The sequence below is a fragment of the Sneathiella sp. P13V-1 genome (assembly GCF_015143595.1).
GTDB lineage: Bacteria > Pseudomonadota > Alphaproteobacteria > Sneathiellales > Sneathiellaceae > Sneathiella.
In genome coordinates, this window is record NZ_WYEU01000001.1 from 11269 (window position 1) to 33618 (window position 22350).

Annotated in this window: 21 protein-coding genes; 9 read left to right on the forward strand and 12 right to left on the reverse strand. The window is 47.7% G+C overall.

Features of this window, described 5'->3' with window-relative positions:
- Positions 1–4: 4 nt before the first annotated feature.
- A complete protein-coding gene (locus GUA87_RS00050) occupies positions 5–643 on the forward strand; it encodes a YbhB/YbcL family Raf kinase inhibitor-like protein (RefSeq protein ID WP_193714492.1) in 639 nt (212 codons plus the stop codon).
- Here the strand turns inward: GUA87_RS00050 and GUA87_RS00055 are convergent.
- From GUA87_RS00055 to GUA87_RS00070, 4 genes are all read right to left on the reverse strand, one after another.
- Positions 640–2379, reverse strand: a complete 1740-nt coding sequence (locus GUA87_RS00055) for a thiamine pyrophosphate-binding protein (protein ID WP_193714493.1) — start codon at positions 2377–2379, stop codon at positions 640–642. The two genes, GUA87_RS00050 and GUA87_RS00055, sit on opposite strands and share 4 nt — an antisense overlap.
- On the reverse strand, positions 2376–3992 hold the full coding sequence (locus GUA87_RS00060) for an FAD-binding dehydrogenase (RefSeq protein ID WP_193714494.1): 1617 nt from the start codon (positions 3990–3992) through the stop codon (positions 2376–2378). Before GUA87_RS00060 ends, GUA87_RS00055 begins: the two co-directional genes overlap by 4 nt.
- A gap of 71 nt (positions 3993–4063) precedes the next feature.
- Entirely contained in the window at positions 4064–4693 is a 630-nt protein-coding gene (locus tag GUA87_RS00065) for a LysE family translocator (RefSeq protein ID WP_193714495.1), read from the reverse strand.
- A 15-nt stretch (positions 4694–4708) separates the two neighbouring features.
- Complete coding sequence (locus GUA87_RS00070) at positions 4709–5245, reverse strand: hypothetical protein (protein WP_193714496.1); 537 nt, start codon at positions 5243–5245, stop codon at positions 4709–4711.
- A gap of 99 nt (positions 5246–5344) precedes the next feature.
- Between GUA87_RS00070 and GUA87_RS00075 the strand changes: the two genes are divergently transcribed.
- A complete protein-coding gene (locus GUA87_RS00075; RefSeq protein WP_193714497.1) occupies positions 5345–6559 on the forward strand; it encodes an APC family permease in 1215 nt (404 codons plus the stop codon).
- Positions 6560–6639: 80 nt separating this feature from the next.
- Positions 6640–7392, forward strand: coding sequence for a substrate-binding periplasmic protein (locus tag GUA87_RS00080; protein ID WP_193714498.1), 753 nt, complete (start codon positions 6640–6642; stop codon positions 7390–7392).
- Between the two features lie 5 nt (positions 7393–7397).
- Here GUA87_RS00080 and GUA87_RS00085 read toward each other — a convergent pair whose 3' ends face one another.
- Positions 7398–7838, reverse strand: coding sequence for an Lrp/AsnC family transcriptional regulator (locus GUA87_RS00085; protein ID WP_193714499.1), 441 nt, complete (start codon positions 7836–7838; stop codon positions 7398–7400).
- Positions 7839–7960: 122 nt separating this feature from the next.
- On the opposite strand from GUA87_RS00085, the gene rocF reads away from it, so the two are divergent.
- Both rocF and GUA87_RS00095 read left to right on the forward strand, forming a co-directional pair.
- Entirely contained in the window at positions 7961–8878 is a 918-nt protein-coding gene (gene rocF, locus GUA87_RS00090; RefSeq protein ID WP_193714500.1) for an arginase, read from the forward strand.
- Positions 8879–8895: 17 nt separating this feature from the next.
- A complete protein-coding gene (locus GUA87_RS00095; RefSeq protein ID WP_193714501.1) occupies positions 8896–9957 on the forward strand; it encodes an ornithine cyclodeaminase in 1062 nt (353 codons plus the stop codon).
- A gap of 1 nt (position 9958) precedes the next feature.
- Here GUA87_RS00095 and GUA87_RS00100 read toward each other — a convergent pair whose 3' ends face one another.
- Genes GUA87_RS00100 through GUA87_RS00120 form a run of 5 tightly spaced genes read right to left on the reverse strand, consistent with a single transcriptional unit; the run spans position 9959 to position 15822 of the window.
- Positions 9959–11233, reverse strand: a complete 1275-nt coding sequence (locus tag GUA87_RS00100; RefSeq protein WP_193714502.1) for an amidohydrolase family protein — start codon at positions 11231–11233, stop codon at positions 9959–9961.
- Between the two features lie 12 nt (positions 11234–11245).
- Complete coding sequence (locus tag GUA87_RS00105) at positions 11246–12187, reverse strand: ABC transporter permease (protein ID WP_193714503.1); 942 nt, start codon at positions 12185–12187, stop codon at positions 11246–11248.
- Positions 12188–12196: 9 nt separating this feature from the next.
- On the reverse strand, positions 12197–13249 hold the full coding sequence (locus tag GUA87_RS00110; protein WP_193714504.1) for an ABC transporter permease: 1053 nt from the start codon (positions 13247–13249) through the stop codon (positions 12197–12199).
- The gene (locus tag GUA87_RS00115; RefSeq protein WP_193714505.1) at positions 13239–14783 is read right to left on the reverse strand and encodes an ABC transporter ATP-binding protein; all 1545 of its coding nucleotides are present in this window, start codon (positions 14781–14783) and stop codon (positions 13239–13241) included. The genes GUA87_RS00110 and GUA87_RS00115 overlap by 11 nt, the downstream gene beginning before the upstream one ends.
- Positions 14784–14835: 52 nt before the next feature.
- The gene (locus GUA87_RS00120) at positions 14836–15822 is read right to left on the reverse strand and encodes a BMP family protein (protein ID WP_193715763.1); all 987 of its coding nucleotides are present in this window, start codon (positions 15820–15822) and stop codon (positions 14836–14838) included.
- Between the two features lie 407 nt (positions 15823–16229).
- On the opposite strand from GUA87_RS00120, the gene GUA87_RS00125 reads away from it, so the two are divergent.
- The gene (locus tag GUA87_RS00125) at positions 16230–17990 is read left to right on the forward strand and encodes an amidohydrolase (protein WP_193714506.1); all 1761 of its coding nucleotides are present in this window, start codon (positions 16230–16232) and stop codon (positions 17988–17990) included.
- 36 nt (positions 17991–18026) lie between these two features.
- Here the strand turns inward: GUA87_RS00125 and GUA87_RS00130 are convergent, their stop codons facing one another.
- A complete protein-coding gene (locus tag GUA87_RS00130) occupies positions 18027–18800 on the reverse strand; it encodes a hypothetical protein (protein ID WP_193714507.1) in 774 nt (257 codons plus the stop codon).
- A 230-nt stretch (positions 18801–19030) separates the two neighbouring features.
- Here GUA87_RS00130 and GUA87_RS00135 point away from each other — a divergent pair, with 230 nt between their 5' ends.
- The 3 genes from GUA87_RS00135 (at position 19031) to GUA87_RS00145 (ending at position 21307) form a co-directional block, all read left to right on the forward strand.
- Positions 19031–19750, forward strand: coding sequence for a crotonase/enoyl-CoA hydratase family protein (locus tag GUA87_RS00135; protein WP_193714508.1), 720 nt, complete (start codon positions 19031–19033; stop codon positions 19748–19750).
- Positions 19751–19770: 20 nt separating this feature from the next.
- Positions 19771–20364 carry a TetR/AcrR family transcriptional regulator gene (locus tag GUA87_RS00140; protein ID WP_193714509.1) on the forward strand — a complete coding sequence of 198 codons (594 nt, stop codon included), beginning with the start codon at positions 19771–19773 and terminating at the stop codon, positions 20362–20364.
- A 241-nt stretch (positions 20365–20605) separates the two neighbouring features.
- A complete protein-coding gene (locus tag GUA87_RS00145) occupies positions 20606–21307 on the forward strand; it encodes a thermonuclease family protein (protein WP_193714510.1) in 702 nt (233 codons plus the stop codon).
- Between the two features lie 164 nt (positions 21308–21471).
- Here GUA87_RS00145 and GUA87_RS00150 read toward each other — a convergent pair whose 3' ends face one another.
- Positions 21472–22326 carry an HNH endonuclease gene (locus tag GUA87_RS00150; protein ID WP_193714511.1) on the reverse strand — a complete coding sequence of 285 codons (855 nt, stop codon included), beginning with the start codon at positions 22324–22326 and terminating at the stop codon, positions 21472–21474.
- Positions 22327–22350 lie beyond the last annotated feature (24 nt).

Genomic DNA, 22350 nt, shown 5'->3' on the forward strand with positions numbered 1-22350 from the left:
GACAATGAGCGCATCCCTATCTGTGTCAATCGAAGGCTGGGATAATGGCAAACCAATCCCGGGCAAATATGCATTTGGCGTCCCGGCGGCAGAAGGGCACGTTGCCCTTAGTGATAACTTAAATCCAAAAATCAGTTGGAACGACGCGCCTGAAGGTACAAAATCATTTGCGATCATCTGTCACGACACAGACGTTCCTTCTGCGGGTGACGATGTAAACCAGGAAGGTAAAACAGTTCCTGAAGATCTTCCTCGTGTCGATTTCTATCATTGGGTACTTGTCGACATAGATGCCGACCGTTCGGAAATTGCTGAAGGGGAAGATTCAAAGGGTATCACAGCCAAAGGCAAGGCACCCGGAAAACAAGGCCATGGTGTAACAGGAATTAACAACTACACCGACTGGTTTGCTGGTGATGCCGATATGGGCGGTGACTATGGCGGATATGATGGCCCTTGTCCGCCTTGGAATGACAGTATCGTCCATCATTACCATTTCACAGTCTACGCATTAGACGTTGAAACACTTGGACTTGAAGGCACTTTTGGGGGACCGGAGGCTTTGGCCGCGATGCAAGGTCACATTCTTGCCTCCGGAAGTTATGTTGGCACCTATAGTCTAAACCCGGACGTCCCTGCCTAACCCGTTACTTTTCTTGCCAAGGCCCGGCCCAAAAACCGGACCTTGGTTCCCACGGGAAAGCGTTTGAAGTTGGTCTGCACTGTTCCTTTGGTAAAAGCTGTTTTCTTGGAATAATCCACAAAAACGTCAACGATAACCGATTTTCCTGTCCGTGCGATCTCCAATGCGGATTTCATTGCTTCGGATGAATTGTCATTGCTGTTAAGCGAGATATATTCCGCGCCCGTCGCCAACGCGACACCTTCCACATTTAACCCGCCTAAGACTGTGCAAGATTTTCGGTTATAAGGAAGCTCTTGCGCTTGGGCGATTTGAGACAACTCACCGTCATTAAACACACACACCACAACACCGATATCATTTCGGGTAGCCGTTAGAAGTTCCATGCAGGTCATGGTGAAAGCACCATCGCCGACGATCGCCACAACGTCTTTGTCAGGATTGGCAAGTTTCGCCCCAATAGAGGCTGGCACCGCATATCCCATACAGTTAAAATCAGAAGGACAGATAAAGCCTTTCTCATTCCAAATGGGCATCAATTCAGCCGCCAGAAACGTATGGTTGCCATCGTCAACAACGACAATCCCGTCCTCAGGCAACTGTTCACGTAGACCGTTAAAGTATGAAACAGGGTTAACCCGATCCTTTGAATCGTGGGCTTTCCACTCTTCCCTGTATTCCTGTTTCTTAGAGGCGATGACACTTCTCACATCATTCGATGCACGATCATCCCGTCCTGTATCGTTACCCAGTGCCGCATTGAGGGCCGATAGGGCTGCTTTTGCATCGGAAACAACACCAACTTTCGCAGGATAATTGGCACCAATAACATCAGGGTTGATATCGATATGGATAAGGTTATCCGGCACCGTGACGCCAAAACTTCCGGTCGGTATCTCACTAAAGCGGGTCCCAATCGCGATCAACACATCACAATCTTCAAACGCCGCTTGAGCGGCAGGCACAGCTGACGGCCCGAACCCCATACCAGTGTGCAACGGATGGTTTTCTGGAAAAACACTGATCCCTTGCAAAGTTGTTGCAACAGGGGCTTCCAATTTCTCAGCTAAATCAATCAATGCTTCTCGTGCGCTCCGCGATCCCCACCCCGCGAAAATTGCAGGTTTTTTTGCAGTTTTCAGAAGCGCTGCTGCCTTTGCGATTTCCTCTTCTAAACCTTCCATAGTCGGGGCCATTTTGCGCTCATAAGCAGGCATAGCGGACACGTCTCCCTTCATTAATTGAAGGTTCACAGGAATTTCAACGAAAACAGGGCCTGGTTCTCCAGTTGTCGCAATAGTATAGGCCTCGTATAGGGCTGGAATAATCTCTTCATGGCTTTGAGGCAGAAAAGTCGCCTTAGTCAGCCCCCCCATGAATTTATGCTGATCCATTTGGTGAAGTTGATATTCAAACTCCAGATCATTACGGACACCACCACACAGAACCAACATGGGTATCCCGTCAAGATACGCTTCCCCAATGCCACTGGAAGCATGTGTCAGACCTGCGGCAGGGACAACAACAAGAGTACCTATGCCGTCGCCAACACGGCTTACTGCGTCCGCCATAAAGGCCGCTCCGCCTTCATGGGTGACCATGATCGGCGTAATTTGATCAGACATATTCAGTTGATCATAAATCTCCGTGTTATGAACCCCCGGAATACCAAATGTGTGCGTGACACCAATTTGTTCCAAAGCATATCGAACAAGTTCTGCCCCTGTTTTCTTCATGCCAAATCTCCATTTATTGCCTCAGCGGCATATCTGGCCGTCAAGACACAGCCCCCCAAAAAAGTTCCCTCTAGTGCGCGAAGACCATGCATACCACCGCCGCCAAATCCTGCGGCTTCTCCCACGGCATACAGACCTTCTATCGGATAGCCTTCTGTATCCATGACCTGCCCTTCGAGGTTCGTCTGAATCCCACCAAGGCTTTTGCGACTGATGACAAATTGCCTTATGGCAATCAAAGGCAGTGCATCATCATCCAGTATTTTCTGCTCTTTTAGAGTTCTAACCCGATCCCCACGATATTGGCGCAGGTGACTTATCCGTCGAAGTTGATCATCATTCCGATATTTCAAAGGTCGATCTAACTGGGCGTCATAGGCCTCGATATCAGCCTTCATACCAGCGACATCGATGTCTGCACCGGTACCCAAAGCGTTCATTTTTTCTGCCAGTTCTTCAACAGAACGCGCCGTTACAAAATCCACGCAGTTATCCAACATATCCTGTAAGAGCGGTTTATTGCCGAACAAAACAGTTTTTATGAACGAGATTTTCTTTTTATCCCGAACCGCTGGATTTGATTCAGCCCCTGAAATTGCAAGTTCTTTCAAGGCAATTTTGCGGTTCATGACCGCCCAGGAATATTTGTGTTCGGGCTGTTCACAGACACGTTTAACAAGCTCCCAGGTATCATATCCAGAAACCAGAGGTTCTGGACCGATCCGGCGTCCCTTCGCATCCATCCATAATGCTGACTTACTGGGAACAAGACTAAGGCCATGCCTTGGCTTTCTGGGCCTTGGATGGTGTACCCCGGCCGCATAATTCCACATGCGATCAAGATTAGTCACATTACCGCCGATACGGGACACTTCATCATGCATCATACCATCAGCATATTGGTGTGATCCGTTAAGGATGGTTTCCGGTGCGCTCGCGCCCCATTCCTCCTGCCAGTGCTGCCTTATTTTGACATCACTGCCGTTAATCCCACCCGCAGCAACAACAACAACCTGTGCCTCAAAATAGAAGGGCGTGTTGTTCGTCTCATTGGCGCCCCGAACACCGCTTACACGTCCAGCCTGATACTCAAGTTCGGAGACCTTATGGCTAAACCGTACTTCAACCTGTTTGTTTTTAATCTGTTCGGATAAGTGATTTATGTAGACGTTCGCAAGTTCCTGTCCTGTCCCCCATACCAAATGAAAACGCGGAACGGAATTACCGGGTATATACATGCCCCGTTCGACCCAATTCACAACCGGAAAATAGGTCACTCCTCTTGCTGTGACAGCCTCATATAAATCGGGAATACTGCGTTCTATATAGGTTTTGGCAAAAACCCGTGGCCAATGGTCGTCTTCTTTAAATTCAGCAAATTGCTGCCAATCCCGCCACGCCAAATCAGCGTCATCTTTGATACCGGCTTTTCTTTGTTGCGGACTATCAACAAAAAACATTCCGCCAAAGCTCTCTTTGGCTAACCCGCCAAATTTGTCCGGCTCATCCCGATCCAGTATCAGAACTTTTCGGTTTTTTTCCGCAAGTTCGAGTGCAGTGACAATCCCAGCAATGCCGCCCCCGATGACGATTACGTCGTAATCATCTGTCATGTTTCCCCCCAGAATACATATACTCCCAAATGCATAATGACGGTTGCGACGATAAAAGTAAAATACAGGAGTTAGTTTTTCTCAAGTAAGAACAGTCTGATCCCTAATCCGATCAAGACAAAACCTGAAATCCGATTGATCCAGTTCGCAAAATTCTGACTTTGCATCAGCCGTTGCCCAGCTTTTCCGGCGCCAATTCCGATGACAATATTGATAAACAAACTGTTTACAGTGAATAGCAAGCCAAGAACCAGAATTTGAACGATAACATTTCCATTCTCTACCGAAATAAATTGCGGCAGGAAGGCAATAAAAAAGAGAGCGACTTTCGGGTTCAGTATGTTGGTAATCAACCCCCGTTTAAAATAAGTCCAGTCGCTATCAGCACTGACTTCTCCCATTCCAAATCCAGATACAGTGCTTTTAAGCTGCTTAAATCCAATCCAGATCAGGTAACCCGCCCCCATCAAACGGACAATATCAAAAGCAACTTCGGATGCTTGCAGAATGGCTGTAATGCCGACTGCCGCAAGTACAACGTGAAATACGGCACCTGCCCCAACACCCGACGCCGAAAAAGCACCAGCCTTTGCGCCGCGTGACATGCCATTGGCAACAATATACATAATGTCCGGACCTGGCGTTAAATTCAGAACCATCGTAGCCACCCAAAACAGCCACAACTGAGAAAGCTCAGGCATTTGAAACTCCCAACCCTATCGGCGGCCAAAAATCAGAACTATCCAGCCAAGAACGAAGCAACCACCAGCCAGTAGCATAAAGGGAATATTCATGCCCTCCACATTTTTACGGACGGAATACCCTATCCCCGTAATTTTCGCCTTCTTTGGAGAGATTTTCCACTGCAACCGGTAATCACCATCGATATCGACATTGACTGTCGTAATGATGTGGTTCTGGTTATTTCTCTCGAAACTCGGCCCCTGATCCGATTTCTTTTCGCTTTGAGTACGCGCTTCGGAACCAACGATCGTCCCTACAGGATCCAGTAACTTCACATCATATTTGTAAGCGGGGTTTGTTGTATCCTGCGCATGCATTTCTGATTTTACATTGAAGATTATCCGAACGGGGGACATAGATTTATCAAGCCCCACAATCACATCTTCACCACTTGGGCCTTGAAGACGTTTACTTACTATCTCCTCACCGCTTGTCGCATAACTATGCATCGTCCAGCCGAAAACACCCACAGACAAAACAAACAATATGATGACCAGAAACTTGTACATGTTCCCTCCCTCCATTAGAGTATTTGGAAATAGTTTCGCTATCGGAAATTATGGCAGTGGATATTAAAGTCCGGTTTATTTTTCAGGAAGCCATGACAAATGACAACTGAAACCAAGTTAAAAAGAAGATTAAACCTACCTCTTCTTATCCTGTACGGCCTTGGGGTGACAATAGGCGCCGGTATCTACGTCCTTGTAGGTGCTGCTGCTGGAAAAGCTGGCCTTTACGCACCAATTTCATTTGTCCTTGCTGCTGTTGTCGTCTCTTTTACGGGCTTTTCATATGCAGAACTTTCCACGCGCTACCCCGTCAGTGCAGGGGAAGCCGCCTATGTAAAGAAGGGATTTAATTCATCAACCCTTTCACTTGCCGTTGGTATAATGGTAATCGCCTCAGGAGTTGTATCCTCAGCTGCGGTTGCAATCGGTGCTGCGGCCTATATCCATGAATTGCTCGCAATTTCGCAAAACATAATTCTATTTGTTGTGATCGTGATTGTTGGACTGGTTGCGGCATGGGGAATCCTTGAATCCGTCAGTTTTGCAGCTCTTTTCACTATCGTCGAAATACTCGGCCTGCTCCTTGTCATTGGGTATGCATTTTATAGCTTCCCTGAAGAAGCGATACAGTTTCAGAAAACCCTACCGCCCTTCGATGCTGCGGTTTGGACAGGTATCTTTTCTGCAGGCCTTCTTGCCTTCTTTGCCTTCATTGGGTTTGAAGATATTGTAAATGTTGCAGAAGAAGTGAAGAACCCAGGCGCGAATATGCCTAAAGGCATAATCTGGACCCTTATTGTAGCCACCCTAATCTATTTTGTTGTGGTTTCAGTTGTGGTGCTGACAGTACCTTTGGAGGATCTGATCGCCTCTGATGCACCGCTTTCCCTTGTTTTCAGGGATGCAGGCTTCGCAACAGAAGGGTTGTTTATTCTCATTGCCATCATTGCAACGGTAAACGGTATCCTTATTCAGGTCATTATGGCGTCCCGAGTACTTTATGGTCTTGCAGCGCAGGGCAACCTCCCGGAACAATTTTCAAATGTTAACGAGATAACACAAACGCCCTTGGTGGCGACTGCAACTATTATTGGGCTGATTATGTTTCTGGCCTATTTTATGCCTATTTCTTCCCTCGCGGAAACCACATCGTCAATCGTTCTCAGCGTGTTTGCCATCGTCAATATCGCCCTCATCCTGATTAAGAAAAAAGGGGACGAACCGGGTACCCCCTACTACAAAGTGGGCGTTTGGGTTCCTTACATAGGCTTCATCTCCAGCACTGCCCTTCTCATCAGCGGGTTCCTCACGTAGAAATTGAATGTGAAACATTTTTTATATCTTAACGTTTATGACATACTGTAAATTACACTTGTCAAATATTGAGGTGTAAAATGGGCACAAACCGAAATCTTAGACAAAGGTTATTCGTTGCGGCTTTGGCATCGTCATTATTGTCTGTCCCATCATCAGTTATGGCAAACTGCGACACTCTTTCTGTTGCTGCTGCCAAAATCCCTCATTTCTCTGAAAGTGCCGACAAGGGTATCTTTATCTCGTTAATCCGCGAGGCGGCCACTCGGGCAAATCTCAACATCGACATTGAGGTCATGCCTAAGAAAAGAGCGTTGGCGCGTTTTTTACGAGGAAATTCCAATACACTTATGCCGCACTCAAGTGCCGGACAAAAGCTGGATGCCTATAAATCTGCGCCTATTTTGGCTAAAATGGACTTAGCCTTTGTCCGAAAAGGGGACACTATTCCTCAATCCATTGACGACCTGTCTGGAAAGACCGTGGGCTTAACCGCTCAATATTCCTACCCAAAGCACCTGACATCCCGCACAGATATCCACTTCGTAAGGCAGGCACAGAATGATGAGGAAAATATCAGAATGCTAGCGGCCGGTCGATATGATGTCGCGATTATTGAGAAATCCTCAGGAAGCCGAGCTGTCAACAAATCTGCAAAAGACAAAATCGATTTTGATTTACAGTCTCCCATAACTGAACTTCAGGTTTGGATCATGTTTTCTAAAGATGACTGCGGCCGGCAGTTGCAGCAGAAAATCAATAAGGCTTTCAAAAGCATGAGAGATGACGATAGCTGGCAAAACCTTTTCAAACAGACTAAAGCTGACAGTTAAAGCATTTAATCTCTGACGATTGTGTTTTGTTTTTTTGTTGAAAGAAGCAAACTCGTCTCGCTGCTTTTGATCTCTTTTATCTGGCGAATAAAACCGAGCAGCTTATCAAACTCCTCCAACGTTTCTGTCCCCAACTCCACAATCAAGTCCCACCGGCCATTGGTGGAGTGAATGGCTAAAACTTCCGCATATCCTGATAGACGGCGTACAATGGCGTCCGATGCCATCCCCGCAATTTCAATCATCATTAAGCCGCGAATGGCATGAGTTTGGCTATCACTCTTTAAAACCACAGAGTATCCCAGAATCTCTCCATCCGCTGAGAGCTTCTCCATTCTGGCTTTGACGGTTGCCCGAGATATTCCAAGATTCTCAGAAATCTCGGTTACTGTTGCACGGCCCGAATGCCGGAGAAAATTTACAATTTTCCGATCTGTATTATTCATTTTGATAATTCGCTAATCCATTTTGTTAATTCATATATCAATTTGATCAATTTTTAAACTATTGAAAGACATTTTTGGTCAATAAACTTCAGAAATGAGATGCCACTGATGGAGAGCAGGACATGTCATTCGAGAATAGAGATTGTGTATTGATAGGCGCTACTATCAGTAGCGGAACGGATATAGAAGGCTGTCAATTAGGCCCAGACACCTTGCGCGCAGCGGGAATTGCAAAAACGCTGGAAGAGCTTGGTCATACCGTCGAAGATACCGGTAATTTGACGCCCCCCACCACAGCGACCTTCAGCAACACGCCCGATGGTGAAAATCTAGCGGAAACAATTAGCTGGAGCCAAGCCCTCCAACAAGTCGGATACGAAACTGTAAGAAACAGAAATTTTCCGATCTTTATGGGGGGGGATCACAGCTTGGCGTTTGGCAGCGTTCCTGGCCTCACCCGTTACGCCCATGAACAGGATCGCCCCCAATTTGTTTTGTGGATTGATGCTCATGCCGATTTTCATTCGCTGGATACAACAGAAAGCGGCAATCTGCATGGCACTCCCGTCGCATACATCACTGGGGATAACAGCTTTGATGGCTTCTTTCCGAAGCTAGATCATACATTAGCGCCTGAAAATCTGATGATTATGGGTATGAGGTCCGTCGACAGAGCTGAAAAAGCCCGCCTGTCTGATGCTGGAATTACCACCCACGACATGCGGCAAATAGACGAAAAAGGGGTCACCGCCCTCCTCACCCCGTTTTTGGAGCGAGTTAAAGAGGAGAACGGTTTCTTACATGTCTCATTTGATGTGGATGGGCTGGATCCGGACATTGCCCCCGCCGTTGGTACGACTGTACCCGGTGGTCTCTCCTATCGTGAGGCCCACCTGATTATGGAAATTCTTCATGACAGCAATCTGGTCACATCACTGGATCTTGCTGAACTAAACCCGCTTTTGGATGTCCGGGGGCAAACCGCCCGCCTGTTAATTGATCTGACCGCCAGCCTTATGGGTCGGCGCGTCTTAAGCTAAATTGGATGGAGATGAAAATGTTGAAACCAGCCCCTTCTTCCCTTGCCATGGTCCCCTTTGTAAGTGTGGACAATATGATGGACCTGATTAATGAAAAAGGTATTGAGACCTTTCTTCTGGAACTTGCCGAGTATATCGAAGATGATTTTCGCAGGTGGCCTGTCTTCGACAAGAAACCACGCGTGGCATCCCATTCAAAAGATGGGGTTATTGAACTTATGCCCACCTGCGATGGGGAGACTTACGGCTTTAAATATGTAAATGGGCACCCAAAGAACACCAAAGAAGGCTATCAAACGGTTACAGCATTTGGCGTTCTTTCCAGTCTGTCGAACGGTTACCCTGTCTTACTTACGGAAATGACCGTTTTGACAGCTCTTCGAACGGCAGCCACTTCTGCAGTAGTTGCTAAATACTTGGCCCCTAAAGGCTCCAAAACCATGGCAATGATTGGAAATGGGGCGCAGTGTGAGTTTCAAGCGATGGCATTTAAAGCCATCTGCGGTATTGATACAGTCCGCCTGTATGACATTGATCCTGCAGCTACAGAAAAAGCCGCCCGCAACTTAATGGGCAGTGGCCTTAACATTGTAAGCTGCACCTCATCGGAAGAAGCCGTATCTAGTGCCGACATCATCACCACTTGTACGGCTGATAAACAATATGCCACGATCCTCACCGACAACATGGTGGGGTCAGGTGTACATTTGAACTGCATCGGCGGAGATTGCCCCGGCAAAACCGAGCTTCACGCAGACATCCTGCATCGCTCCGACATCTTTGTAGAATATCCGCCGCAGACGCGAATAGAAGGAGAAATACAACAGTTGGCGGAAGATCACCCCGTTACCGAGTTTTGGGAAGTTCTAAACGGCACTCAAGAGGGACGCACAAGCGATAGCCAAATCACCCTGTTCGACAGTGTTGGCTTCGCGATAGAGGATTTCTCGGCCCTTCGGTACGTCTATGACCAAGTCCAGAAATCCGATAAATATGTGGACCTGGACATGTTGGCAGACCCAGATGATCCACGGGATCTGTTTGGAATGGTGGCACGCGCAAACGCGGCCACCCATTGATCTAGGACAACAGGAAGTCCACCTTGTGGGCTTCCTCTCCCTGAAAGACCATCGTTTCCTGTTTCGGGGTTGTTGCGATTTCCTTGCCGCGGCGGATCACATGCAATCTTGCGGGGCGTAAACGCAGCGCCTCAATTTCATCACGTGCTTGCAGGACCACAAAGTCTGCGTAGCAACCAACGTCAAGTCCGTATCCTTCCAGCCCCAGCGCCTTCGCGCCGTTGGTCGTCACCGCGCGGAACATCTGACGCATTTGATCTTGCCCTGTCATCTGCCCCACATGAAGACCCATAGATGCCACTTCCAGCATGTCATGTGTACCAAGTGAATACCAAGGATCCATCACGCAATCATGCCCGAAAGCCACGTTGATACCCGCTTCCATCAATTCCTTCACTCGGGTCATACCGCGACGCTTAGGATACGTGTCATGCCGCGCCTGCAGTGTGATATTGATAAGCGGATTAGCAACCGCATGCAGCTCTGCCTCTGCCATTAACGCCATCAGCTTCGATACATAGTAATTATCCATGGAATGCATGGAGGTTAGATGTGATCCGGTGACACGACCTTCCAGTCCCAACCGTGTGGTTTCACAGGCCAATGTCTCCACATGGCGCGACATCGGATCATCGCTTTCATCGCAATGCATATCCACCATCAAACCGCGCTCTGCCGCAAGCTCGCACAAGGCTTTCACAGAGGCCGCGCCATCCGCCATTGTACGTTCAAAATGAGGAATACCGCCCACAACATGAACGCCCTTATCCAACGCGCGGATCAATTGCTCCTCCGCCTTGGGGTCACGATAGAAGCCGTCTTGCGGGAAGGCCACCAGTTGAAGATCCAGATAAGGCTTCACCTCCTCAACAACTTCCAACAAAGCTTCAACTGCCAGAAGGCTCGGGTCGCAAATATCTACATGAGACCTGATCGCAAGGTTACCTTTTGCGATGGCCCAGCGGCAGAAATCATGAGCGCGCTTTTTAATATCCGTTGCATCAAGTAAGGGTTTTACCTCGCTCCAAAGGGCGATCCCTTCCAGAAGAGTGCCGCTTTCATTCACCCTTGGACGCCCATAGGTGAGCGTCGAATCCATATGAAAGTGACTATCCACAAACGGCGTGGTTACAAGATAACCGGATGCGTCCAATACCCGCGCCGCATCCCCATCAATTTTCGGTGCCACTTCAACAATTTTGCCGTCTTTAACAGCAATATCCTGAACTTCCGTAGTTCCTGCCAGTCGTGCATTTTTGACTAAAAGATCAAGCATCGTCACTTTTCCTTATCGCTGACCACGGCGGAACGGCACCAACAAAGCCTTCGGATAGGCCGCTTTTCTCGACATGATAATCAGAGCCAGAATACTGAAAACATACGGCATCATCAGATAGAACTGGTACGGGATCAAGGTGCTGCTTGATTGCTGAACCCGGATCTGGATGGCATCAAAGGCCGCGAATAAAACGGCACCCAGAAGCGCCTTACCCGGACGCCATGAAGCGAAGATCACAAGCGCCACACAAATCCAGCCACGGCCATTCACCATGTCAAAATAGAAGGCGTCGAACACGGAAATGGTCAGAAACGCACCACCGATAGCCATCAAACCACTTCCCAACATAACTGCGGCGGTTCGCACACGATACACATCAATCCCTTGAACTTCGACCGCCATAGGGTTTTCACCAACCATGCGCACTGCAAGCCCTGCCGGGGTTCGGTAAAGGATATAAGCAACAACACCCACCAGTATAAATGCCAGATAGGTAAGCGGGGATTGATTGAACATCGCCTCCCCCAGAACCGGAATATCCGACAGAAGCGGCACTGCATAATTTTCAAACGGTTCGATTTTTGGTGGTGTTGTTACCCCGGGTAGCAGCATTCTGAAGGAATAGTAGCTGAGCGCCATCGACAACATCGTGATCCCGATGCCGGTCACATGCTGCGACAATCCCATGTAAACTGAGAACCAGCTATGCAACAGACCAAATAGCATCCCGAAGATCATGGCCACTAGAACCGCGCTCCACAGATCACCGCCTTGATAAACCCACATCCAGGCGACCATGGCACCGGTTGTCATAATGCCTTCAATACCCAGGTTCAATACACCCGCGCGTTCGCAAATCAATTCACCCAAGGTTCCAAAAATAAGCGGTGTTGCCATCCGAATGGTTGCCGCCCAGAAACCAATATTGAGGAACATATCCAGAAAATCCATGTGTCCCTCCTACCCTTTGAGCCGAATACGCATACGGGTGAGCATCACCGCCAGCATCACCATCAACAACGATCCCGCCGTGATGACATCCGCAATATAGTTGGAGACATTCATCGCCCGGCTCATGCTGTCAGCACCGTTGTAAATGCCCGCAAAGAACAAAGCTGCCAGAATAACACCCAGTGGGTTCAGGCCTGCCAACATGGCAACCGCGATACCTGTATATCCAAAGCCCGGCGAGATATCCAAGGTCAGGTATTCTTTTGTACCAGCAACTTCTGTGACACCAGCGCAGGCAGCAAGACCACCTGAGATAAGCGCGGTTCGAATAATGGTTTTATTGATTGGAATACCAGCAAATTTGGCGGCGTCCTGATTATGACCTACGGCCCGAATTTCCAATCCCCATTTTGTCTTGCTCATCACCAGCCACATACAAACCGCTGCCAGCACTGAGAAAATCAGCCCTGCATGCAGACGGGTTTTGGCAACCAGATTTTCCAAAATGCCCTGCTCAATAACAGGTGCACCTTGTGGCCACCCCATGGCCATCGGATCTTTCCACGGACCAAACAACAGGTAATTGGCAAATAAAAGAACCACGAAATTCAGAAGAAGGGTTGTCACCACTTCGTCCACTTTCAGTTTGGTCTTAAGCAATGCGGGGAACAGCAAAAGAAGTCCTCCTGCAACCGCCCCAACAAAAAACAAAAACGGGATCATCAGAAAGGATGGCAGTTCAATTAAGCCCGTTCCGAAATAGGTGACAGCAAGTGCCCCTGCATATAACTGCCCTTCACCACCGATATTCCAAAGCTTCGCCCGAAAGGCTACTGCTGCGGCTAGACCTGTCAAAATCAGCGGCGTCGCCCGAACCAGTGTTTCCGCGATGGCAAATTTGGATCCGAACGCCCCAACGATTAAGGCGATATACGAGTCTAGCAGCGGTGCGCCCGCCCAAGCGATCAGGCCGCCGCTCAAAATCAAAACAATAGCAACCGCAATAATAGGCGCCGAAATTGTCATCCACAGAGGCGTATGTTGCCTTGGTTCAAGCAGCATGTCCGGCCTCATCTGTTGAATTGTTAAAGCCTTCGCCGCTCATCAGAAGACCAATTTCCTGCTGGGTTACTTTATCCGCATCCAGCGGCACACTGCACATTCCGTGATACATCACCACCACTTTATCCGCGAGGGAAAGAAGTTCTTCCAAATCTTCTGAAATCAGGATGACACCTGCGCCTCTCGCCCGCGCTTTGAAGAGTTGTTCATGCACAAACGTCGCTGCCCCCACATCAAGGCCACGGGTGGGCTGATTAGCCAGAATAATATCCGGATCATTTTCGAGAGCGCGCGCCAGAATAACCTTCTGCATATTCCCGCCTGAAAGGCTCCGGATCATTGTTTCAGGCCCTGCGCCGCGCACATCAAAGGCAGAGATTAAAGATTTTGCATGGGACGCAATACTGCCAGCGTTTAACCAGCCCCATTTTGAAAACCGCGGATTATGATAATCTTCCAGGATCAGGTTTTCTTCGACGGAAAGTTCACCAACCGCGCCCTCAACATGGCGATCTTCCGGCACCCGGCCAACCCCATTTCTGATCATCGCCGCGGGACTGTATTCGGATACTGCTTCGCCTTTAATTTCGCAACTACCCTGAGAGGGCTTTGAAAGTCCCGCGATAAGATCGGACAAGGCCTTCTGGCCGTTACCTGATACACCTGCGATGCCAATAATCTCATATTGGTGTAGGTGAAGCTGAATATTTTTAAGAGAGGTTTGGCCGTCTTCAGTAACTGTTACATTCTCAAAATACAGCAAAGGTGACCCCGCCTGCATTTTGGTGCGCACTGGTTTTTCAATGGCTTCGCCGACCATTTTCTCCGCGATGATCTCACGGGAGGCTTGCTCAACCGGGAAATCGGCAACCAGTTTACCATGGCGCAGAACCGCAATCTCATCCGCGATCGCCATCACCTCACCAAGTTTGTGGGAGATGAAAATTACGGACAATCCTTTTGCCAACATGTCCCGCAATGTCGCAAATAACTGATCTGCCTCTTGGGGTGTCAAAACGGCTGTTGGTTCATCCAAAATCAGAATTCGTGCCCCCCGATACAGCGCTTTCAAGATCTCAACGCGTTGCTTTTCGCCAACGCTTAAGTCTTTCACATAGGCATCTGGGTCGACGCTCAGACCAAACTCGGTGGCCTGTTGTTTAATCTTTTCTTTGGCACCTTTCGTGTCGCGTGTGCCGCGCCACAAGCTTTCGGTGCCAAGGGTAATATTTTCAAGAACGGTCAGGTTATCTGCCAACGTGAAATGCTGGTGCACCATTCCGATCCCATGGGAGATCGCTTCTGCCGGATTGCTTGCCCGAAGCTGTTCTCCAAATACTTCAATTGTGCCTTCATCAGCCAAATAATGGCCGAAAATGATATTCATCAAGGTCGTCTTGCCAGCGCCATTCTCACCCAGAAGCGCCAGAACTTTTCCTTTTTCCAGCGTGAAGCTGATGCTGTCGTTGGCCGTCAGCGATCCAAATCGCTTGGTGATGCCCTTAACAGAAAGAACGGTCTCAATTGTTGACAAGATATCCCCCAGAAAAAAGGGTGAGCGGATCGCTCACCCTATTACACTATACTTAGTATGTGGATTTTGGCTCAGAGTCGATGATTTCGACTTCAAACTCACCCGCCATAATTTTTGCGGAAAGCTCTTCCACTTTGGCTTTAGCAGCCGCAGGGATCTTCGTGTCAAACTCATAGAATGGGGACAGGCTTGCACCGCCTTTTTGCATCATTGTCCATTCTTTATAGTTTTCTGCTTTGTAAGTACCGGCTTTCACCTGACCAACGGCGTAATTGATCGCATTTTCCATGTGCCACAGGGCAGAAGCAACAACCACGTCTTTACCGTTTTCTTCTTTGTTCATGTCGTTCACGTTACCAAAGGCAAGAATGCCTTTTTCACGGGCGGCATCAACAACACCAGCGCGTTCTGCGTAGAGGATATCAACGCCAGCTTCAACCTGCGCATAAGCAAATTCTTTTGCTTTAGGAGGGTCATACCAGGAACCGATAAAGGAAACCTTGAATTCAACGTCAGGATTGACAGACTTTGCACCCGCCATAAAAGCGTGGAACAGACGGTTCACTTCACCAATTGGGTAACCGCCAACCATGCCAATTTTATTGGTTTTGGTCATGGAGCCTGCAATCACACCCATCAGGTAGCATGGTTCGTGAATGTAGTTATCAAAAGCGGAGAAGTTATCACCGTATTTGTCACCAGGATCACCCATCAGAAACGCGATTTCCGGATAATCTTTCGCCACTTTACGGGCTTCACGGCTGATACCGAAAGCTTCGCCGACGATCATCTTGACGCCGCTTTCCGCATATTCGCGCATCACACGGACATAGTCAGTGTTTGCCACTTTTTCGGAGAAAACATATTCGATTTCACCAGCTTTTTCAGCCGCAACCAGCGCACGGTGCAGTGTACCTGCCCATTTTTGCTGTACCGGCACAGTATAGATGCCAGCCACTTTGATTTTTTCAGCCATTGCAGATGTGGCACCAACCAATACGGCGACACCGACCACAATTGCCGAGATGATTTTCTTCATCCCCATTTTGCTCTCCTTGCTGTAGCAGCGGGCCCAATATCCCACTGATTTTCTGTCGTAGATAATCACTGTTTTACAAAAGGCATGCCAATTTCCAGAAGGTGGAGAAAGGGGACCTAATTTAAGTGCGAAATTTGACCAAACGGTCAGCAATCCCTTGCAATTACACAACAATTGGCAACTCTTATAGTGCGATGATAGTTTGATGAAAATCAAAAAATGACAGAAAAATGACGCCGGAATAGCAGTCACTTGATTAAAAATACGGCAGTAGACGACCGATCGTGTTTCGTTCAATAAATCTTATTTGCAAGCTAACGTTACGTCATAGTTGACAATAACCGGTGTTATCCTCAATTTTCATCTGCGCCATAATAAAAAGATCTGCGCGTAGACCGGGGGAGCATATGCTGAAAAAAATCTTCATTACGCTTTGTGTGATTACGGCGATTGTCATCGTCGGCGGTAATTTTTACTTAAAACCAGCCTCGCAAGATTCGGAATATGTGATCTCCAGTGGCACCATTCTGACCATGGATGAAAACACCCCCAAGGCATCCGCGATTTGGGTCAAGGATGGCATCATCAAAGCCCTTGGCCAAAACGCCATCAAAGCCGCTCAAGCAAATAGCCTTCCCATTATCGACCTTAAAGGGCAAACCTTAACTCCTGGTCTGGTGGAACCACATACTCATCCGACGGCGGCCGCATTACTGGGTGCCACCGTTGATGTCAGCGCCATAACGCACAGCAATCGCCAGCAGATCATGGACACTTTGATCAAGGCGTCAGATGGTATTGCCCTGACCCCATGGATGATTGCGTTTGGATGGGATCCTGTCGCCATTCCAGATCTGGAGCCACCAACCTTGGAAGAGTTGGATGCCATCTTGCCAGATCGCCCCATGGTGATCCTGACCCAGATGATGCATGAGGCCTATTTGAACACGGCTGCTTTTAAGGCTGCAGGTGTTAAAATCATCGACAAAGAAGACAGGTTCGAAGGATTTGTTCGGGATGAAAATGGCAAACTCACTGGTACTGTCCGTGAAGTCCATGGCATCAGTGAAATTGTCAGCAAAGCTCCAAGTGCATCCCCCGCAGTCGCGGAACTTTTGCTTCGTCTTCAATATAATAAATATGCCCGTGCCGGATACACGACCATCGGCGTCACCGGTGCTGTTGGCCGTCTGCCCGATCCAGTTGGACTTCTAAAAAAAGTCAGCAAAGAAGATACAAGCCCCCTTCGTACCTTCGTCTATTTATTACCTGACCAAACCGAAAAATATGGGCTGGAAGGGGATGACAATTTTAAAATCGTCGGCATCAAATTCTGGTTGGATGGATCGCCCTTTACTGGTGGCGCAGCGTTCAAAGATGGGTATCATGAAAGCGAGCTGACAGAAAAACTCACCGGCATTCCCCATACCCATCCTTCAACCATGAACTATGACGACAGCATCATTCGCATTCAGGCAGGAAAATACCACGCAAAAGGATACCAGATCGCACTGCACGTTCAGGGAGAGGACGCCATTGATCAGGCTCTCATGGTGTTTGGCGAAATCCAAGCGGAAGATCTTAAACCGGGACTTCATCATCGCCTTGAACATAATGCCCTGATGACACGCGAAGAAATGCGCCGTGCGAAAGAGCTGGAACTTTCTACAGGCTTCTTCGTGGATCATATCTACTATTATGGAGATGCCCTCCCCCATTTAGTCGGGCCAGAACGCGCCAACCGATATATGCCCGTCAAATCCGCATTGGATATGGGACTGGTCACCAGCCTCCATGGAGATCACCCAGCAACCCCCGTCGATGCAATACGTGTCATGCGAACCGCAACTCAGCGTAAATCACGCTCTGGCAAAAACATAACAGCCCCATCAGAGGCCATCACGCCAGAACAAGCCCTTTATGCCATGACGATGGGCGGGGCTTCTCAACTCGGCATGCAGGACAAAATCGGATCTATCGCCGTTGGTAAAAAAGCGGACTTCACCTTATTTGACAAAAGCCCGATTGAAGCGCTTCAAAAAGGTGAAGAGTTCAATGTGGTGAAAACCTGGAAAGGCGGACTGGTCACAGATATCCGACCTGCCACTTTCACGCATCTGTCCCTTATCTGGCAAGCCCTGCTGGAAATAATCAACAAGCCCTCATAAAAGAAAAGCCGGAAAATATCCCTTCCGGCTTACGTTTCAGTCCCAGGTAAAGTGTGTCGTGCTTCCTTCTTTTTCACACGTACCCTTGTTCGAATTTTCCTTGTTGTGCGCTTTTCCGGCCCCCCTCATTGTATAGCCACGGCCAAAATTTCCACCACAAACGGCACCACTTGGGAAAATCATTTCACCATATCCGTCTGGATACCCGTCATTGAAAAAGCCTCTGAACTTCACATCATTTGCAAATGTGACCGACACAATCCCATGGGGTTCATTATTTTCAAACTCGCCCTTAAAACGATCCCCTCTATGGTCCAGCATTTCGCCTTCTCCGTGGCGTTTTCCCCCTTTAAACTTTCCTTTGTACCAACCGCCTTTAGCAAAAGTTAATTTGCCTTCTCCTTCCAGGATGCCTTTTTTCATTTCGCCGTAATAGACATCCCCATTCTTGTAATAATAGTACCCGTAAAACTGTTTGCCCTTATCAAACAGGCCTTTACGTTGTGTGCCTCCTTCATAGACGGAATGCCCCTGCCCCTGATAAACACCTTGTTTCATCCAACCAATATAGGTGTCGATATTGGTCTTGTCCTCGTCCCAATATTCCCAAACAAGAACCCCGCGGCCATGAGCTTTACCATCGACACACCCACCAACGGTCCAATAAACTTTCTCTTCTTCCAGTGGGTTGGGGTTCCAAATCTCACAATCTTTCCGGTTCTGAACCTTCTGCCATTCCCCCTTGGCCATTGCGGCCCCGCTCAACAATGCCAAACTCAGTACTGATACAACAAACGCACGCAACTTCATTTCTGCACCCCGAATTACTTTTAAGTTTCCTAGAAAAATCCGTGTTCCCGTTTTTATCCTGCAAGAGGCAAGTGTCCAATGATTTACAAGCCCCCCAAATGACCTGAACGTACTGTTATGGATTTTAGACAATGAATAAAGAGGAAAACTGGGGCCCTCAAATGACACTTGCGCTATTCACAAAACTCTTATAAATAAATATATCCACTGGATACATAAGGAGAGTGAAAATGAATTCACCAGTAAAATACGAACTGAAAGACGGTGTTGCCTTCCTCAATATGGATGATGGCAAGGTCAATGCCATGTCCATCGAAATGCTTGGTGCTATTGGCGATGGGCTTGAAAGGGCTGAAAAAGACGACGCGATGGTTGTTCTGAAAGGCCGAGACGGTGTTTTCTCTGCGGGTTTCGATTTAAAACAGATCATGTCAAACGCCGAAATATCCCACAAACAGATCAAGATGGGCGCAGAACTTTGCTTGAAAATCCTGTCTTTCCCCAAACCCGTGATCACCATTTGTACAGGCCACGCCTATCCAATGGGGGCATTTCTGATGATGTCCGCAGATTATCGTTTCGGGGTACGTGGGGATTTCAATATTGGTATGAATGAGGTGATGATCAAAATGACCATCCCACAATTTGCTTTGGAGCTGGCCTCTTCCCGCCTGTTACCGCCCTATTACGCCCGTACCACTCTAACAGGAGAAATGTTCAACCCCGATGAGGCCGCGACCGCTGGTTTTATTGACCAAGCCGTGAACAAAAGCGAACTGGATAAGGCGGTAGAAGCCAAACTTGAAATCCTCAAGAGAGTGGATTTTGGGGCGCATCATCGCACAAAGATGAAGGTCCGAAAATATGTCATCGCCGCCATGGAAAAAGCCATCGCGGAGGAGCAAACATTGGAAAAATCACAAGAAGCTTTCCGTCTTCGCGTTACCTAACCCAATAGTGGCTGGTGGTTGTGGATGACAATGGGGGTTTCTTTCATTTAAAAGAACTCATGGACAAGAAATCAAGAACCACCTACCGCCACGGAAATATCAGGGAAGAGGCTGTTAAATTCAGCTTGGAAATTACCGATACCGAAGGACACGAAGCGTTAAGCATGCGAAAGGTGGCAGGCCATCTTGGGGTCGCCCATCGTGCCCTTTATAACCATTTCAAAGATCGTGAAGCCCTACTTGATGCGGTGGCAACCGAAGGTTTCAACCAACTCGCTGATGAGGTCGATAACTCGGCAACCCAGAACGACTTTATCGCTACCTATCTTGATTTCGCACTTAAGCGCAGCTCACTCTACAATTTGATGATGAGCCGTCCTCACGCGACCATGTCCGACACTCCTCCCCTGCAAAGTGCGGTTCACCGGGTGATCACCAAGGCCATGTCTTTTTTTGGAAGTCCGAACAACTCATCCGAAGAAAACCGCCGCGCCGTCATGAAAGCCACCATCCTCCTCCACGGCGGCATCACGCTCCGCACCAACGGCATACTGGATGTACCGGATGATAAGGGGTTTATTGAGGAAATCAGCCGGATGATGGAGGTGGGGTAAAGCTCACCTCAACCCTTTTATATCCACCATCAATATCGGCTTCTGACGAGTTTCTTCGCATTCTGAGTATTCCAAGTTTAATAGAAAGTGCTGCATATCTTCTAGAGGCTCACCGTCATGAAAACCTCATTTCTTTTTTTTCGTGACTCAGATATTGGAATTGAAAGCAAGGAAAAGCCGTTAAGATCAAATCATAGAAAATTCACAAGATTACTTACAATCTTAATCTCCTTAAGATAGTATGTTGGCAATTTTATCTAATGATTTGAGTGCAATGAACGGACAACTAAAAAACAAAGTGCTCCCTCTATTGATTGGATTGGCAATTGTATATTTCTTGTCGCCAATGTTCTCGCGCTTTGGAAGACTTGAAGCAGAGCCAAAATATACTCTTTCAGGCACCCTGGTGAGGAAAGGCGTTAATTCCTTTGTCGTCGAAGGACAAAGAATAGCAATACTGGGGGTCAAATTTCCTTACGCTGATCAATCCTGCACCGAAGACGAAGAAGGACTGCAGGATCTCAATAAGCAGCCCGTTTTTTCATGCTTACAACGCGCCAACCAATTGTCCTCAGACTATCTCTCTGCCACTTCAGCGAGGTGCGAAATATTGTTTGAAGTCGGGCAGGAAAAGGTAGGTATTGCGAATTGTTTCTCAGGCGACACCAATATTGGGTCAGAACTCATCTTAAAGGGTTACGCATACGCTGAACGCAGTTTCACAGGAGGAATGTATCTTCCCGAGGAATACTGGTCCCGGATTAAATTAAGGGGCCTCTGGCAAAATTACACAATCCACCCCGAAGATTTTCGGGAGCGAAAAGAAGAATTAATCAAACGCATCAAAGAGCATCGGGGAAAGTTTCCAGACCCTCTTGAAACAATGAAGATGATTGAAGAGTTGCAAAGGCAAGGTGTACTGGAAAAACCCTCCAAACAGTGAAAATGGTGCCGCCGGAGAGAATTGAACTCTCGACCTCTCCCTTACCAAGGGTTATCAACCCCTTGAAAACACGTCATTTTGGCAGTTTTCGTGGGACCACACAAGACTACAAAAGACAGTTTTAGCCCCTATTCCCCACGAAAATCCCCACGAATTTTTTACTTCTAGTAAAACCAACTTTGGTCAGCGTTTTTCCACCCAAGTTCTTCTCCCATCCAATCAAGCGCCTTGTCATGAGGGACGCGCCTTTTTTTGTATTCCCCTTTTGGAAACAGGCGACCTCTCAATGTTGCATAGCTTGAATGTTCTAAATCCTTTGAGACTACAATTCTTAAACTGTTCCCCTCAGAAAGAAAGCCAACAAGTCCTTTATCGAGTAATTTATGAAGATCTGAACGCAAGCATATTCCATTTGCTGGGTCGTAGGTTACGTTTTCATTATCCATCCCTTCAGGAAAGACATGAGCCGCCTCAATCGCTGCCAACACAGATTCCTCTGTAACAGCACATTTATTGCCCCAAATTTTCAGTTGTGTTTTTCTAAATCGGTCTTGCTTAGGGCGTGATTTCTGCGATCGAAGTTTGCGTTGAAGCTCTTTTCCCGAAGGACCTTTCCAATTATCAAAAGCGCTTTCCCAAGTATTTTCACTTACTCCAAGCAATTCCAATAACTTAGAACCAACCTCATACTCCACAGCTTCTTCATCAAAGCCCTTACTATCCGGCTTCATGAGAAACTTCTTACTCACTAGAGATGCCACATACGATTTGTCAAATTTCCATTTGTTTCCACTTCTGTCAAAAAACACCACTGGAATTGTATTTTTTTGAGAGCTGTAGTTTTCCAACACATACTTCATTCCATCAAGGAACGCTTTACCTCGAGGTTTATTAGGATTTAACTTGCCATCTTTAGACAACTCACCATAGCTAACAACCGTTGATTTGCAGAGGTTTATAATGGGAGTTCCACCGTTTTCGCCATAGAGCTTTAGTAAGTAATCTGTATTTATCTGCATAAATACTCCTTCCAAGATTTATCG